Genomic DNA, 16,611 nt, shown 5'->3' on the forward strand with positions numbered 1-16,611 from the left:
ATATAAACTCGTTATGACTATGAATTAAATTGTTCTATCAGTAGGCAACCGTCAATCTACTGTGGGCAATCTGAGTAACTTACATGGAGAGCTTCTTTACGCATGACTGAACCCCAAAACTTGACAACTGCTGACGGTATTCCAGTTAGCGATAACCAGAACTCACTCACGGCTGGAGCGCGTGGCCCTGTATTAATGCAGGATTTCCACCTTATAGAAAAGCTGGCTCATTTCAACAGAGAACGTATTCCTGAAAGAGTTGTCCATGCTAAAGGTGCTGCTGCTCACGGCACTTTGACTATTACCAATGACATTACCCGCTACAGTAAAGCCAAACTTTTTGCTGAAATTGGCAAGAAAACGGAACTTCTCTTGCGTTTCTCTACAGTCGGAGGAGAAAAAGGTTCAGCAGATGCCGAGCGCGACCCTAGAGGTTTTTCCCTCAAGTTTTATACTGAGGAGGGTAACTGGGATCTTGTAGGTAACAATACCCCGATTTTCTTCATCCGCGACCCTTTGAAGTTTCCTGATTTTATCCATACCCAAAAGCGCGATCCCCAAACCAATTGTAAAGACCAGAATGCAAAGTGGGATTTTTGGTCACTCAGTCCAGAATCGCTTCACCAGGTGACAATCCTCTTTTCAGATCGGGGAATTCCCAAAACCCATCGACACATGGACGGTTTTGGTAGCCACACCTTTAGTTTAATTAATGCTGAGGGCGATCGCGTTTGGTGTAAATTTCACTTTAAGACTCTGCAAGGGCATCAAACTTTGACGGAGGAAGAATCCGCGAAGATTAAGGGTGAAGATCCGGATCATGCGACTCACGATCTGTTTGAAGCGATCGCTAAAAAAGACTATCCTAAGTGGCGGATGTGTATTCAGGTGATGACTGAGGAGCAAGCGGAAAAACATCCAGATAATCCTTTTGACTTGACCAAAGTTTGGAAACAAGGGGAATATCCTTTAATTGAAGTCGGGATATTAGAGCTAAATCGGAACCCTGAGAATTATTTCGCCGAAGTTGAGCAAGCCGCTTTTAGCCCTAGTGCCGTGGTTCCTGGCGTTAGTTTTTCTCCAGACAAAATGCTGCAAGCTCGAATTTTTTCTTACCCAGATGCTCAACGGTATCGCTTGGGTGGTAACTATCAGCAACTACCCGTTAACCAGCCCAAATGTCCAGTAATGCATTATCAGCGAGATGGCTTTATGGCATCGGGGAACAACGGCGGTAGCGTTCCTAACTATGAACCGAATAGTGCTGAGGGTACGCCTAAAGAAAATCCAGCTTATGCAGAACCACCTAGTCATTTGGGCGATGTCACAGTCGATCGTTACAGTCATCGTGAAGGAAACGACGATTACACTCAAGCAGGTAATCTGTATCGGTTACTAACTCCTGAACAGCAAGAGCGTCTTGCTAAAAATATTGTCGGTAGTCTCTCTCAAGCAAGGGAAGACATCCAAATGCGCCAACTTTGCCACTTCTTCCGGGCAGATATTTCTTATGGTAGTCGTGTAGCTGAAGGATTGGGCATTTCAATCGATCCCTCAATGTTTTCTCCAACTGCTCAACCTGTAGGTAACTGGTAAGCCTTATCCAATTTTGTGGGGTGGGCATCTTGCCCGCCTTAGAGGATGTTTGAAAAGTTCTCTTCTTGGTAGCAAAACGTTTTAGATCCCCCTAAATCCCCCTTAAAAAGGGGGACTTTGATTCCGGTTCCCCCCTTTTTAAGGGGGGTTAGGGGGGATCAATAAGTGCCTAATAATCACAGCCAACCACTTTTCAAACAACCTCTTAAAGCAAATTCCTTTGATTAACTTACAAACTAAATCGAGGTAATTAAATATGAAATTAACAGCAACAGAAAAAGGCTTATTAATCCCTAAAGAACTATTAGGAGAAAACCAAGAGTTTGAGATTATTCAAAAACATGGAAAAATTATTATTACTAGCATTAAACAAACATCTTCTATTTGGAATTTAGGTTCAAATCCTGTGGAATGTGATGTAAAAGATGGTGCAGTTAACCACGATCGCTATCTCTATAATCTTAGATAATCATTTTTATCAAGCTGGATTTCAAATTTAACTATCATAAATTAAGTATAAATAACAAAGCCTCGTGAACGGAGATAAAAGACTCGTTGACGGAGATAAAAGCCTCGTGAACGGAGATAAAAGACTCGTTGACGGAGATAAAAGCCTCGTTAACGGAGCTAAAAGACTCGTTGACGGAGATAAAAGCCTCGTTAACGGAGCTAAAAGACTCGTTGACGGAGATAAAATACTCGTTAACGGAGATAAAATACTCGTTAACGGAGATAAAAGCCTCGTTAACGGAGCTAAAATACTCGTTGACGGAGATAAAATACTCGTTGACGGAGCTAAAAGACTCGTTGACGGAGATAAAAGCCTCGTTGACGGAGATAAAAGCCTCGTTGACGGAGATAAAAGACTCGTTAACGGAGATAAAATACTCGTTAACGGAGATAAAATACTCGTCAACGGAGATAAAAGCCTCGTTAACGGAGATAAAAGCCTCGTTAACGGAGATAAAAGCCTCGTTAACGGAGTTCAGAGGCTCATTAAGTAGATAAACAAAAACATTTACAGTAATTGCGATCGCACCCTTCGCAAAGCATATCGTAGAGAAGTAGTTTTAGGCGTTGCGATCGCATTATTTTGCTTCACTGCATTTGCAATGACATTGTGTAATTAATTATGTTGCCTACTTATTAGACTAGGATTTGAATCCCAGGCGGGTAATGCAGCCGATACAGATTACCGAAATTACCGAAACCAACGCCAGACAAAAGCAACCATTCTCTTGAATCAAGGCTGACGATTCCGCCGCAACTCTTCCAGATTTTCACGGTAGTTTATTGTATTGGGATGATTTCCCCCCAACCGTTTTTCAGCAATCTCCAAAGCTTGGATTAACAAAGGTTCGGTATCGCTGTACCTTCGCTGTGAATAGTAGAGTCCTGCCAAATTGTTCAAGTTAGTTGCCATATCTGGGTGTTCATCCCCCAGCAGACGTTTTGTTATTGTCAAAGCTTGGATTAACAAAGGTTCGGCATCGCTGTACCTTCCCTGTGATTTGTAGAGTTGTGCTAAATTGTTCAGGCTAGTTGCCACATTCGGGTGTTCATCCCCCAGAAGGCGTTTTCTCATCGCCAAAGCTTGGATTAACAAAGGTTCGGCATCACTGTACCTTCGCTGTGAATAGTAGAGTCCTGCCAAATTGTTCAGGCTAGTTGCCACAGAGAGGTGTTCATCGCCCAGCAGATGTTTTGTTATTGTCAAAGCTTGGATGTACAAAGGTTCGGCATCGCTGTACCTTCCCTGTGATTTGTAGAGTTGTGCTAAATTGTTCAGGCTAATTGCCACAGAGGGGTGTTCATCCCCCAGCAGGCGTTTATACATCGCCGAAGCTTGGATATACAAAGGTTCGGCATCGCTGTACCTTCCTTGTAAACAGTAGAGTTCTGCCAAATTGTTTAGGCTAGTTGCCACATCTGGGTGTTTATCCCCCAGCAAGCGTTTATACATCTCCGAAGCTTGGATGTACAAAGGTTCGGCATCGCTGTACCTTCCCTGTGATTTGTAGAGTTGTGCTAAATTGTTCAGGTTAGCTGCCACAGAGGAGTGTTCATCTCCCAGCAGGCGTTTTGTTATTGTCAAAGCTTGGATGTACAAAGGTTCGGCATCGCTGTACTTTCCCTGTGAATAGTAGAGTGTTGCCAAATTGTTCAGGCTAGTTGCCACATCTGGGTGTTCATCTCCGAAACGCTCTCTAGCAGCAGATAAATGTTGTTCACGCCAAGGTAAGGCTTGCGCGTAGGCTCCTTGTCCTTGGTAAAATCTAGCCAACCCTACAAAAGGCCAGATTAAATCATCATCGCTTAACCAAGCTTCGTAAACTGTCGCAGTTTCCGCAAGGTGAGGGATGGCAAGAGTTACTTTAGCAATATCTATCAATGTGGGTGTCTGAGGAATATCTTTTGCTACGGCTACCATTGCTTGACAAAAGCCGCGCTTGAGTTCATCTGCTTCAGCTAACTCTTCTAACTTGTCACTCAGAAATACTCGAATCAGCTGATGCAGTTGGTAAGTTTCTTCTCCAGTGCGCTGAAGTAAACTCAGATTCACTAGGTAATCATCTCTAACATCTTCTAAATCTTCTGAGTCTTGGTTGGGTAAACACCTTTCCACTAAATACCAAGGAATGGGAGCTAGAGCAAAAATACTGAGCAAACACCCCAATTTTTGGGCTTGCTTATCTAGTTCCTGCCAACTTAATTCAAAAGCAGCAACAACTCCTAGTTGTGCTGTCATTTCTGCCGATGGCTCTTGCATTGAACGATGTGTTAGCAGCTTATCTGCTAATCTTTGCCGCATTTTAGCTAGAGATATATCCGGTTTCTTTTGCAAATATCGTGCTACTAACTCTAAACCTAAAGGCAAAAATCCTAAATCAGCACAGAGTTGTTTTGCTTCGTCTAGTTCCCTTTGTATCCGCTCATCCCCAACAAAGGAAACTAACAATTCCAAAGCAGCTACTTGCTCTAACACCTCTAAGCATAACCGCTCAAAAGACTGCCCCAACCACTGTTGCCGTGTGGTGATCAGTATTTTAAACCTTGGCTCAGTTGGCGGTAGGTAGGGTTTTACCTGCTCATATTGACTAACATCATCGAATACTAACAGCACATCGCCTGCTTGCCATTGCCGCCAGATGTAATTAATCTGAGTTGGTAAATCTTCATCCTCTGGTAGCTGCAAACCTAACTTGGCTCTAGCAAACGCCACAATCTGAGTTCCCAAATCTTCATCCCTCACCCGCAACCAGCAAACCCCGCCTGGGTATGTGGCTTCTTGCCAATGATGTTGAGCATATTGCAGCGCTAGTTCACTTTTGCCGATACCACCCATGCCAGCAACAGTAGTAATGGCGACTCGTTGCGTTTGCTGCAACTGTTGGTGTAGGGTTGCAAGTGCTTGTTCTCGTCCGACAAACTTTTTAACGCCACTGCGGGGAAGATTTTGTGGTGAAGTGAGCGTTCCTACACGATACTCTTCTCTATCTCCATCCCAATTTTGCTTATATAAATAGATGGGAGCTTGGTTTTTGTTTAATTGCTCCAAACGCTGTTTAACTTGTTCCGCAATTATTTTCATATTCGGCGGAAAAATCTCAGTAGATGCTTGCTCTAAAGCCTCCCGCACAGCTTGAGAAAAGTATCCTGTTTTAGTTTCAGAATTTACCTGAGCTTTTTCTCCTTCTCGCGTAGCCAGTAAGACAAATTGTTGACTATCTGTCCTTGGCTGTCCACTCAAAAAAGCTTTCCCACCTAAGTTAGTTGGTCTTCCCTTAAACTCTGAAAAATAATTGGCACAGGCATCAATAATACAAATATGATTACGAATCTGAAATTTATCGGAACCCAACAAAACTAATAAAGAATTTAAATCTAAATTCTGCCAATTCTGTTTATTAGCGTCAGCACAAAGCAACCGACGCTCTCGTTCTGAGGTAATCAAACCATGTCCCGCCCAAAAAATGTAGAGTAAATCCCCCGACTTTGGGGATAAAAAGTTAGTCACAATGTCGGAGATATTTTGCTCTGTTGCTAACTCTACAGTTAAGCCACATTCCCCAATTAACTGATGATTTTCTTCCAGCGCTGATAAACATAACCGGATATTTTCTTTCGGTACACCGTGCAGATGCAGCCAATGAGCAAATTTCAGTGCGTCATCGGCTGGCCCCCCACCTGGGACGTTCCAAGCAGTTTCGTGGTACTTTTCAATACCTACAATTAACCCAAATGTCCGCTCAGGTTTAGCCATCAACTGCATGATGACCTAGCCTCTCACGTTATGGGGAAAATGACCTAACCCATTAGGGCGTGTTTTCAAACATTTCTTGAAGCACCTGAGTCTTTGGAGATCCCCCCAACCCCCCTTAAAAAGGGGGGCTTTTAGAGTTTCTTTTCTCCCCTTTACAAGAGGGGTTAAGGAAGCTTTTAGAGTTTCTTTTCCCCCCTTTTTAAGGGGGGTTAGGGGGGATCTTCCAGTTTGAAAACAGTCCTGAACACCCTTCCTTAGTAGGAAAGGGGGAAAATTTAAAGCCTCTCTCCTTTTAGGGGAGAGGTTTGGAGTGGGTTTTTCTAGATACCGTAAAAAGTAAACCATTATGGCAACCTCGAAATAATCGCCTCCCAGGTTTTGGCATTTGTCCAATAAGCACCGTGGGAACGGGGAAACGGTTGTCTGCTATCCACTCGCACATCCTGCACTCGCTCAGGGAAAATTCTATTACCCACGTAACTGAGAAAATCCCGTAAATCGTAGATATTCAACCATTGCGGGAAATGCTCTGGCAATAACTGCCCATATTCTAAGCTGTAGAGAGCGTTAATCTCATATAAAAATGGTGCTTGGGAACCAACTGTTACCAATAATTCCACCTGAGACAACTGCTGCTGCACTAGCAAATCTACACAAGCGATACCTCCCAAACTATGAGCGATTAAAACCACTGGCGGTTCTGCTTGGGCAATCTGTTCCTGGATAAACGCCCTGATTTTTTCACCCCGCGTCTGATACAACAAAATATCACCAGGCATAGGCGAAATTTTATCAGTTAACTCAAGGCGGTTTCCTCTGACATAATTTGTTCCGCCGTGCTGTGCTAATTCAACAAGTGGCTTTAATAACCAGCCACCCAATCCCAACTCCGCCTCTCCCAAAGCCAGAGTCAGCAATTCCACAACTTTATCGCGCAATTGGGCATCGGTGAGTATGGGGGGAAATTTTTCTTGCTGTTCGCTAATAAACATTGCTTGAGCCACAACTGCTCTAGCTATTGGTGCATAATATTCACTCAAATCAGATTCGGAAACTGTGAGCAACGCCTGATGATACGGTTCACTGTGGATAACCGCCTCTCGTGCTGGCTCAAATACCTCTGCAACTCCCGCCTCTTGCAACTTAGCTTGCAGTTGAGATGCCGGAGTGAGACTCGCTACACGAGATTGTAAAACATCCCCTGGTTCTTCCCCAAAAGGATTTCCTGCCTCAATCGCTTTCAAAGACAACAGCCGCAATTCATACAGAGGGTCGCGGTATAATTGCCCCCACAATACAATATCTGCGTCTTCTTCTCCTTGAGATAAAGCCAGTGTCGCATTCTCCAAGGGTACTGATGCCCGATTATCATTGAACTTTGCACCTAATACACCCCAAAGGCAGGGAGAAACTTTGATATCAGGACGTTGGGCGTGAATCTTTTGCTCAATTATCTGAAAAGTTTCGTTGTATTCTCGTTCCCTAATGCCCGTGCCATGTACAAATATTACGGTGGTCAAGTCGCTTGGCTCCAATTAAAAATAAAAAATTATTAATTAAAAATTGCAAGATGCTCTCTACAAGGTGCTTCGCGAACATGGGAGAGGTTTCCTCCTGCCTCACCTCGGCTGCGCTCGGCGACCACCTGCCTGGTTGTTGAGCGTAGTCGAAACACTGCCTCCTGCCTGCTTCATTCACTTGCTTTATTAAATACTTCTAAAATCTGTCGGCAAATCTGTTTGAGCTTATCCTCAATTTCATCAGAAGGCGAAGATGCGCCGACAACACTCCAGTTTTCTACCGTTGAAAGTCGCCACGCTTCGCCGCGATGATCGAATCCAGCCACCTCCACGCCGATCGCACGCCGGGAATTATTGATGGGATCTTGATAAAATCGGATTTGAATTAAAATACTACGACTTCGCCAAGATTTGCTGATACCAGGAAAGTGAAAGCCAATATCTATAGAATCTGGATCGACTAACTCCCTAGTCTCCGGGTCATTTTTCCAGGGTTTTAGATCGGATTTGGCATCAGGAAACTCGAATTTGAACAAATTAACTACCGTGGCAATGTTGCTGGCGAGTTCAAGGTTCGTTGCCTGTTCAGCTGCGTTCACTAAAAAACACTCCTATATCGCGTCGGCATCTTCCGGGATGTGAAGACAGAAAAACCGCCAGAAGGCTTATATTATTGGTGTTTCAGCTTATCAAGACCTTTGAGATTTAGCAACTCTAAATCATATTTCCCTAACAATATCAGTTAACGTGAGTTCGACAAGTTTTATTTGACCTCTCCCCCAGCCCCTCTCCGACACGGAGAGGGGAGCAAAAAGCTGAATTTTTCCTTGCTCCTCCCTCTCCGAAACTGAAAGGGAGGCTGGGAGGGAGAGGTTCATCGAACTCACGTTCAGTTACTAACAGAAACCAAAAATCGCTTCTTGTTGGGACTGACAAACACCTATTAAGTAATTGTACTTAAAAATTACTCAAAAGCAGATGGAACTCTGCTCTTTAGAGAAAATCTCAAGATTTTCTGCAAAATCCTTGGCTGACAAGAACGATTAACTGCGCTAGCGATCTAAAATGACACTGTGAATCGGTAAACCAAAAGCAATTAAGTTGAATATATGGTGCGTCAACGCTCGATTTTTTCATTTTTCCTAGTACTATTGGCCACATTCCTGATTAGTTGTGGTGGCCCTGGTGTTGCGGTAGCACCTCCGACTTACACAGCAGTACAACTTGAAAAAATTCAGGCTTATGTTCCTGAAATTCAGGCTGTGCGCGATCGCTCTGAAGAATTGACAACTCTGATTAAAAAAGGTGATTGGATCAATGTGCGTAACTTTATACATGGCCCGATAACAGAAGCAAAGCTGAATCTGACTTATGTCACTCCTAACCTTCTACCCAAAGACCAACCCAAAGCACGTCAAATAACGCGAGATTTTTTTAAAGACCTGGTTAAACTCGATAAAGCTACTAGTGCTAGCAATCCTCTAGTTGCCTTGAATGAATCCCAAGCTGCTTTCGCAGAGATTGACAAATTCCTCGACCTGCTTCCGAAAACAGAAGAGAGTTAGGAATTAGGAGTTAGGAGTTAAGAGTTAGGAGTTAGGAGTTAGGAGTTAGGAATTTTTAACTTCTCACTTCTAACTCCTCACTTGAAACACAAGTTATGAATGTAGTTATTATCGGTTGTGGTGTAGTCGGGGCTGCGATCGCTTACGAACTGAGTCTAGTAAAAGGGCTGAAAATTACAGTTTGCGATCGCCAACCACCAGCACAAGCTTCCACGGGCGCTGCACTTGGCGTTTTGATGGGCGTAATCAGCCAAAAAATCAAAGGTAAAGCTTGGCAGATGCGACAAACCAGCATCCAACGCTATGAAACCTTGATTCCTGAACTAGAAGCTTTAACAGGTCGCAAAATCCCTTTTAATCGTCAGGGAATTCTCATGCTTTTATCTGATTCCTCGCTAGAGGGGATGTCAGCATGGGAAAAACTAGTAGAAGTTCGCCATTCTCAAGGCTGGGATTTAGAAATTTGGGACACGGCTAAACTCCAGAATATCTGTCCTCAAGTTGACCAAGAAAAAATTACTAACGCTATCTATTCTCCCCAAGATCGCCAGATCGATCCAACTGCCCTGACATTAGCTTTAGTTGAGGCTGCCCAGCAAAATGGTGTAACTTTCAAATTTGGCGTAACTGTTTTGGATGCCCCAACCTCAACACCTGAATTTTGCAATCAACTAGAGACTACAGAAGGAAAAATAACCGCTGATTGGTTTGTAATTGCAGCAGGGTTAGGTTCAACACCGCTAACAGCAAAATTAAATCAGATAATTGATATCTGCCCCGTACTTGGGCAAGCGTTGCAAATGCGTGTGGGGCATCCATTAGGTAATCCCGACTTCCAGCCAGCGATAACGGGTAACGATGTCCATATTGTTCCTGTGGGCGGTGGAGATTATTGGGTAGGTGCAACTGTGGAATTTCCTAGCAATGGCGATGAGATACCGCCAAATCAAGAACTGCTGGAATCTGTTAGAGAACAAGCGATCGCATTTTGTCCAGAATTAGCCACAGCAACTATTCTCCGCACTTGGTCGGGGTTACGTCCCCGCCCTGAAGGCCGCCCAGCCCCAGTTATTGGTAAGTTGCCAGGGTTTAGTAACGTCCTCCTAGCTACCGGACACTATCGCAACGGCGTTTTACTAGCGCCCGCTACAGCTTATGCGATTCGTGAGATGATTATTTCTCAGGGAATGGGGGGATGAGGGAGCAGGGGAGGCAGAGGAGCAGAGGAGCAGAGGAGCAGAGGAGCAGAGGAGCAGAGGAGCAGAGGAGCAGAGGAGCAAGAGAAGAATAACAAACAATGCCCCATACCCAATTCCCAATTCCCACTTGCCCTGAGCGACTTGTACTGAGCGTAGTCGAAGTAAGCCGAAGGGATGCCCAATATAGGAAAATAACGTGTCAATAACAGAACATAAAATCAATGTAGATTCACTGGAATGGTTTTATCGGGAATCTTTACCAATCGGCAGAAGTGACTTAGCGCCTGTGGTGTTGCTACACGGCTTAGTTTCACAAAGTTACAGTTGGCGTCATATTATACCTGCGTTGGCGAATCAGGGGACAAGAGCGATCGCTCCTGATTGGATTGGTTACGGCTTTTCTGCCAAACCAGAAAAACGAGATTTTGCTTACACTCCCGATGCTTTTATCACAGCTTTAGAAGGATTTATCAAAGCTTTAGAACTTGAACATTTTTCTTTAGTTGTCCAAGGTTTTTTAGGTTCTGTAGGACTACAATATGCTTTGCGTCATCCAGAACAAATTGCTAATTTAGCTATTTTAAATACACCAATTTCAACTGCTGCTAAATTACCCTGGAAAATTAAACAAATGGGTTTACCTTTAGCAGGTGAAGTCATGACCCAAGACCCCTTATTAGTCGATCGGACGCTAGAAGGCGGAAGCCGTTATCGCATAGGAGATAAAGACTTAGATGTTTATCGAAAACCATTTTTAACAGCTTCTTCATCTGGTCGAAGTCTCTTAGCAAGTATTCGCAATTTACAGCTTGATTCAGCCATGACAGAAATACAAACTGGCTTTAAAGAATGGCAACAACCAATTCTGATTCAATGGGGTATGATTGACCCTTGGCTACCTGTAGACATTGCCGAAACCTTTACCAATTCCGTACCAAATACTGAATTAATAAAACTTAATAACGTCGGACATTATCCTCAAGAACACTACCACGAGACGATTTTGCAAGACCTTTTACCCTTTGTGCGTCGTAAAGATGCTCATTGACAATATAGCTCTGGCAAAAATCGATATTATAAAAATGAATGTCAGAATTCAGGAGTCAGAATTCAGAATCAATCAGTCGAGGATTCTAAATCACTACTAAATAGAAGATGAAGCAGCTAACTTGAAAGATTCTTTATTATTAAGACTTCATCCTTTCTCGGTTGGAAAATTATGAATTCTGACTCCTTTTTATTACCATTAAAAATGGATCTCAACCAGAAGTAAAGGAGATTATGATTCATGGCTTATTCATGGTTTAAAGCTTTTCATATTGTCGGATTTGTAGTTTGGTTCGCTGGTTTATTTTACTTAGTACGTCTTTTTATCTATCACGTTGAAGCTAACGAAGAACCTGAACCAGCACGAACGATACTGAAAAATCAGTATCAAATTATGGAAAAGCGCCTTTACTCTATCATCACTAACCCAGGAATGTTTGTGACGATCGCAATGGCTATCGGTTTAGTAAGCACTGAACCGGACGTTTTAAAAGAGGGATGGTTGCATATCAAACTGCTGTTTGTGGCGATTTTAATTGGCTATCATCATTACTGCGCTCGGCTGATGAAGAAATTAGCAGTAGATGAGTGTGGCTGGAGTGGTCAGCAATTACGGGCTTTAAATGAAGCGCCTACAGTTATGTTAGTAGCGATCGTGTTGCTGGCTGTGTTTAAGAATAATCTCCCTACAGATATAGCGGCTTGGGCAATTTTTGCCATGATTATTTTGATGGCAGTCACTATTCAACTTTATGCCAAAAAACGCAGGCAAGATAAAGAGAAATTGACTGCACAGATAGGGCAACCACAAGAACAAAGTTAGACAAAGTAAGGTAGCACAGTTGTGCTACCTTACTAAACCTTGCATCACAACAAGAAATGCTACCAATTAACCATTCCCTCATCCTGGAAACGTTTACAGTAAATCATCCCCAGGAATTACGGTACTGTAGAAAACATATTTGCGATTAGCGACATAACGTCGGTCTTGTTTAATAATTGCCATAAACTCTCTATGTCCCTCACGGCTACGTCCCACTAAACAACCTGCACTAGCAAGGCGAATATCATTTTGGGGAAAATCAAAGCCGTAATGTTGATTCACATAAAAATTATCACCTGTATCAAGTTTGTCGCCAGTCCGTTTAAAATCTTGGTTGAAATCTCTACAAACTGTTATATCTCCAACTTGCACTAATGCTTCGTGAGGCTCGGCTGTGCCATGAGTACCAACAGCCCAAGCTTTGTATTGCCCAAACTGAATCCTAGCTGCTCCTTTGGGATTCATCGGTTTATAAGTGTAGTACTTCCCTGGTTCTGTAGTAGCTTCCCAGTGATCTACGATTTTGGGAATACCATTTACTACTTCAATGACAATGCGGCGATCGTTAAATTGATTGGGTGTATCACTGTTGAGAGTCCAGTCTCCATTGATACCCTCTACATAAACAATGTTGTATTCTTTGGGATTGGTAAATACCTGATAACCTTTGGCTAACATATATTTCACAATCTTACTAGCGATGTCATTCCCTAGTTTTAAAGGGGGTTTAGGAAGATCGTCTATTTTGGTTTCAATTAGTTTCTTGGCTGTGACTGCTCCTAAAAAGCCACTCTCTTCAGTCTTTATTAATTCTTGAAATTTTTTAATAGCGATCGCAGAAACAGGGCCAAATTTACCATCAGCTGGAGGTTCCAGCAAACCTAAGCCGATTAACAATACCTGAATCTGACGAGCCAAGTCTGCATCTTCTGCGATCGCATCAAACGACCATTTCTCATCTTTTCCCAAGAAATCTTGTAGTTTCATTATGCGCCTGCTTTCATTTACTGAGTTCTAAGTATAAACATCATTTTTAAAACTGATGTCGTCTAAAACTATACTCTAAGCTCAAATATGATGTCATCTTAGATGAGTAAAACTAGACTATTGGTGACGTTTTGAGATAGAGCAATGTCTCTGACGGGCTATGCCTACGCCCTTTTAACTCGACAATTTGTATTCTGAGATGCAAGCTTTCAGTTCAAAAGTAGAATGATGAGGATAAAAGGTGCAACTTCGAGGATAAAAGACGCAACTTCGAGGATAAAAGGCTCAACTTCGAGGATAAAAGGCTCAACTTCGAGGATAAAAGGTGCAACTTCGAGGATAAAAGGCTCAACTTTGAGGATAAAAGGTGCAACTGCGAGGATAAAAGGCTCAACTTCGAGGATTCAAGGTCAAGCGATCGCTCTTTTAACTTGATAATTGGTGTTAAAAGGTGCAATTTTCAAGTTCAGAGGTGGAATGATGAAGCTTTGAGGTGAAGCGATCGGATCTACGACTTAGAAGACAGTTCAAACGCCATCTGCGAACGATAAAAACAGACATCAAATTCTAAGAAAAAATTCATGCGTCCTAAAAGTAACGGCACGTCATCCGTGAGACTCCAAGCAAATACCAATCGAACTGGTGCAAAGCTGGCTATTTGAGCAGATAGAATTAATCCTTTTGCTTCAACTGGTGCAAGGTTTCCAGCCAGTTGCACTGAGGTTGTTAATTCTTCCCAAGACACCCCTAACTGAATACCCAGACTGTAAGGTAAAACATTAATACTAGCTCCAGTATCCAATAAACCTGAAACGTTGACGACAGAATTTTTGTAGCTTAACGTCAGAGGTAATATTGGTACTGCATCGATATCCCCGAACACATCACGACTTTCAACGAAGGGAAATCTTTGTGAATTAAGCATCGTTTACCTGTCTGTCTTCTTCTAACAGTGCGGCTAGTTTATTAGCAGCTTCATGAGAATTATAGGGAGACCACACATGATAAGTGACTCCTGGCTGTAACGACAATGTTTCTTCTTCAGTCGCCAGTTCTTGAACTAAAAACTGCATGATCTTGAGTTTATCTGCACGAGATAGGTTGTGCAAGGTTGGAAATAAATCTGCTACGTTCATATCAAGTTGAAGATAACGACTAAATACTTTTTATATTTTTACGACTACTATAAGGTGGTTACAAAGTTTGTGGCGTTGGCGTAGACCGCACTTCTCTACGAGACGCTGCGCGTAGCTTGCTTCCACAAAGTGGTATGGCAAGCTGCATACGTGTCAATCAACTTAAGCCGAAAACTATATCAGACAGGCGTTTTGCAAATCCATCACGCCCTCATCCCCTAAGCCCTTCTCCCAAAGGAGAAGGGGAATTGAATGTCTAGCTCCCCTCTCTCTTGGGGCTACGGTGTACACACATCTTTCTAGAAAACCAAAATCGTCCTAGATCCCCCTAAATCCCCCTTAAAAAGGGGGACTTTAAGAGCTTTTTGCCCCTCTTTTTAAGGGGGGTTGGGGGGATCAAAAGCCTGTGGCGCAACTCTAGAAGACTTGTGTGTACACCGTAGCTCTCTTGGGGAGGGACAGACTTTAATAAAAGTTCAAAGTAAGAAGAGGTTTGATAACTAATTACTTGATTTGTAGATGTGCATCTTGTCCATCACAACAAACTAAGGTTAGATGTAGCTGTAGTTTTAGTCTGGTAAGCGTTTTTGACACCGACCCAATTACTAGCAATTGGCATTCGCCAACCGGTTCCAAAGGCGCGATCGGTGATTTTTAAACCTGGGGGTGCTTGTCGCCGTTTAAATTCAGCCCGCGCCACCATTTGAATTACTCTATCTACAATTACCGCATCGTGACCGGCTGCAACAATTTGTGCTGCTGATTGGTGGTTGTGAATCAGGCGTTGCAAAATATCGTCCAAAACTTCGTAAGGCGGTAGAGAGTCTCGATCCACTTGGCCTGGTTTGAGTTCGGCGCTGGGTGCTTTAGTCAAAACGTTTTGCGGGATGATTTCATTATTGCGATTTAACCAATGGCAAAGTGAATACACGCGGGTTTTAGGAACATCTGCAATCACTGCTAACCCGCCATTCATATCGCCGTAGAGAGTACAGTAACCAACTGCCATTTCTGACTTGTTACCAGTAGATAAAAGCAGATAGCCAAATTTATTAGCGATCGCCATTAATAAGTTACCGCGAATCCGAGATTGGATATTCTCCTCAGCCAGTCCAAACTCAGTACCTGCAAACAAATCACCTAACGTTCGATCGAAGCCTTGCATTAATTCGCCAATTGCTAAAAGATTAGTCTTAATCCCCAAATTTTCGGCTAATGCCAAAGCATCACTGATGGAATGCTCCGAACTGTAAGGGGAAGGCATGAGAACACCGAGGACATTTTCTTTACCAAGTGCAGCCGTGGCGATCGCAGCTACTATTGCCGAGTCAATCCCGCCACTTAAACCCAATACTACTTTAGAAAAGCGACACTTCCGGGCGTAATCTCGCACTCCCAAAACTAACGCTTGCCAAATTTCTTCATCTTCCGATTCATACACAGGTGCTACAGAACCCAACTGCAAATCACGCTGTGTTTCATCAAATTCTACTACTAATAAATCAGTGTCAAAACCACGAGCGCGACACATAATTTCACCTTGACGATTTAAGGCAAAACTCCGCCCATCAAAAATTAGGTCATCATTTCCGCCAACCTGATTAGCGTAAATCATCGGTTGTTGAAAACGTATTGCACTATGCCTGAGCATAGTTTCGCGAAACTGTTGCTTACCAGCCGTGTAGGGCGAAGCAGACAAATTTACAATTAAATCTACACCCAAAATTGCTAAGTCAGCAATCGGATTCACTGTATAACTACGTTTGCCCCAAAATTCCTCATCGTTCCATAAATCTTCGCAAATAGTTACGCCAATATGGATATCATCGAGAATAAAATAATTAGCTTGCAAGCCTTCTTCAAAATAACGGCGTTCGTCAAAGACATCGTAAGTAGGTAAAAGTCGCTTGTGAAAAACTTGCTTAACCTTGCCATTTTCTAACAAAGCCATACTGTTAAATAAACTTTTCCCGCCACTAATATCTGCTTGGATATTCGGTTCAACAGTTCCTACCAACACAGCTAAATTTGGTGGTAAATCCTGAGCCAAGTTTTGTAAAGTGATGCCCATCGCTTCCACAAAACTAGGATTTAGTAATAAATCTCTTGGTGGATAGCCGCACAAAGAAAGTTCTGGTGTCAGCAACAAACGCGCACCGCTAGATGCTGCTCGTTGTGCCGCCTCCAGGATTTTTTGGGCATTTAAAAGCAAATCACCGATAGTAGGATTAATTTGAGCGATCGCAATTTTCATATTATTTGTTATTAGTCATTGGTCATTTGTCAAGAGTCAAAATAAGTTACTCAGGACTTTGGACTCTGCAAAGTAACGTGAGTTTGACAAGTCTTATTTGACCTCTCCCCCAGCCCCTCTCCGCCGCCCAGAGGGGAGCAAAAAGCTGAATTAATTTTTCGTTGCTCCTCCCTCTCCGAAACGGAAAGGGAGGCTGGGAGGGAGAGGTTCATCGAACTTA

The 16,611-nt window shown here is 43.0% G+C and carries 14 protein-coding genes; 7 read left to right on the forward strand and 7 right to left on the reverse strand.

Features of this window, described 5'->3' with window-relative positions:
* Window positions 1-102 precede the first annotated feature (102 nt).
* The 3 genes from V7K84_RS17320 (at window position 103) to V7K84_RS17330 (ending at window position 2,600) form a co-directional block, all read left to right on the forward strand.
* The gene (locus V7K84_RS17320) at window positions 103-1,596 is read left to right on the forward strand and encodes a catalase (RefSeq protein ID WP_334839803.1); all 1,494 of its coding nucleotides are present in this window, start codon (window positions 103-105) and stop codon (window positions 1,594-1,596) included.
* A 256-nt stretch (window positions 1,597-1,852) separates the two neighbouring features.
* Window positions 1,853-2,065: a hypothetical protein gene (locus tag V7K84_RS17325; RefSeq protein ID WP_334839804.1), complete on the forward strand. Its 213-nt coding sequence runs from the start codon at window positions 1,853-1,855 to the stop codon at window positions 2,063-2,065.
* Between the two features lie 64 nt (window positions 2,066-2,129).
* Window positions 2,130-2,600, forward strand: a complete 471-nt coding sequence (locus V7K84_RS17330; protein ID WP_334839805.1) for a hypothetical protein — start codon at window positions 2,130-2,132, stop codon at window positions 2,598-2,600.
* Between the two features lie 239 nt (window positions 2,601-2,839).
* Here V7K84_RS17330 and V7K84_RS17335 read toward each other — a convergent pair whose 3' ends face one another.
* From V7K84_RS17335 to V7K84_RS17345, 3 genes are all read right to left on the reverse strand, one after another.
* Window positions 2,840-5,860, reverse strand: a complete 3,021-nt coding sequence (locus V7K84_RS17335; RefSeq protein ID WP_334839807.1) for a tetratricopeptide repeat protein — start codon at window positions 5,858-5,860, stop codon at window positions 2,840-2,842.
* A gap of 344 nt (window positions 5,861-6,204) precedes the next feature.
* Entirely contained in the window at window positions 6,205-7,380 is a 1,176-nt protein-coding gene (locus tag V7K84_RS17340; RefSeq protein WP_334839808.1) for a hypothetical protein, read from the reverse strand.
* 170 nt (window positions 7,381-7,550) lie between these two features.
* Entirely contained in the window at window positions 7,551-7,979 is a 429-nt protein-coding gene (locus V7K84_RS17345) for a hypothetical protein (protein WP_193946922.1), read from the reverse strand.
* A gap of 510 nt (window positions 7,980-8,489) precedes the next feature.
* Between V7K84_RS17345 and psbQ the strand changes: the two genes are divergently transcribed.
* The 4 genes from psbQ to hemJ all read left to right on the forward strand — a co-directional run bounded on the left by psbQ (window position 8,490) and on the right by hemJ (window position 12,014).
* A complete protein-coding gene (gene psbQ, locus V7K84_RS17350; protein ID WP_334839810.1) occupies window positions 8,490-8,945 on the forward strand; it encodes a photosystem II protein PsbQ in 456 nt (151 codons plus the stop codon).
* A gap of 95 nt (window positions 8,946-9,040) precedes the next feature.
* The gene (locus tag V7K84_RS17355; RefSeq protein ID WP_334839811.1) at window positions 9,041-10,144 is read left to right on the forward strand and encodes an NAD(P)/FAD-dependent oxidoreductase; all 1,104 of its coding nucleotides are present in this window, start codon (window positions 9,041-9,043) and stop codon (window positions 10,142-10,144) included.
* A gap of 196 nt (window positions 10,145-10,340) precedes the next feature.
* Complete coding sequence (locus V7K84_RS17360) at window positions 10,341-11,192, forward strand: alpha/beta fold hydrolase (RefSeq protein WP_334839813.1); 852 nt, start codon at window positions 10,341-10,343, stop codon at window positions 11,190-11,192.
* Window positions 11,193-11,432: 240 nt separating this feature from the next.
* The gene (hemJ, locus tag V7K84_RS17365) at window positions 11,433-12,014 is read left to right on the forward strand and encodes a protoporphyrinogen oxidase HemJ (protein ID WP_099103163.1); all 582 of its coding nucleotides are present in this window, start codon (window positions 11,433-11,435) and stop codon (window positions 12,012-12,014) included.
* A gap of 93 nt (window positions 12,015-12,107) precedes the next feature.
* Here the strand turns inward: hemJ and V7K84_RS17370 are convergent, their stop codons facing one another.
* The 4 genes from V7K84_RS17370 to V7K84_RS17385 form a co-directional block, all read right to left on the reverse strand.
* Complete coding sequence (locus V7K84_RS17370) at window positions 12,108-13,001, reverse strand: peptidoglycan-binding domain-containing protein (RefSeq protein WP_334839816.1); 894 nt, start codon at window positions 12,999-13,001, stop codon at window positions 12,108-12,110.
* A gap of 508 nt (window positions 13,002-13,509) precedes the next feature.
* A complete protein-coding gene (locus tag V7K84_RS17375; protein WP_334839818.1) occupies window positions 13,510-13,926 on the reverse strand; it encodes a retroviral-like aspartic protease in 417 nt (138 codons plus the stop codon).
* A complete protein-coding gene (locus V7K84_RS17380) occupies window positions 13,919-14,137 on the reverse strand; it encodes a hypothetical protein (RefSeq protein WP_334839820.1) in 219 nt (72 codons plus the stop codon). The genes V7K84_RS17375 and V7K84_RS17380 overlap by 8 nt, the downstream gene beginning before the upstream one ends.
* A gap of 535 nt (window positions 14,138-14,672) precedes the next feature.
* Complete coding sequence (locus tag V7K84_RS17385) at window positions 14,673-16,391, reverse strand: NAD+ synthase (RefSeq protein ID WP_334839822.1); 1,719 nt, start codon at window positions 16,389-16,391, stop codon at window positions 14,673-14,675.
* Window positions 16,392-16,611 lie beyond the last annotated feature (220 nt).

Origin of the sequence: Nostoc sp. (assembly GCF_036917315.1) — a bacterium.
Taxonomy (GTDB): domain Bacteria; phylum Cyanobacteriota; class Cyanobacteriia; order Cyanobacteriales; family Nostocaceae; genus Nostoc.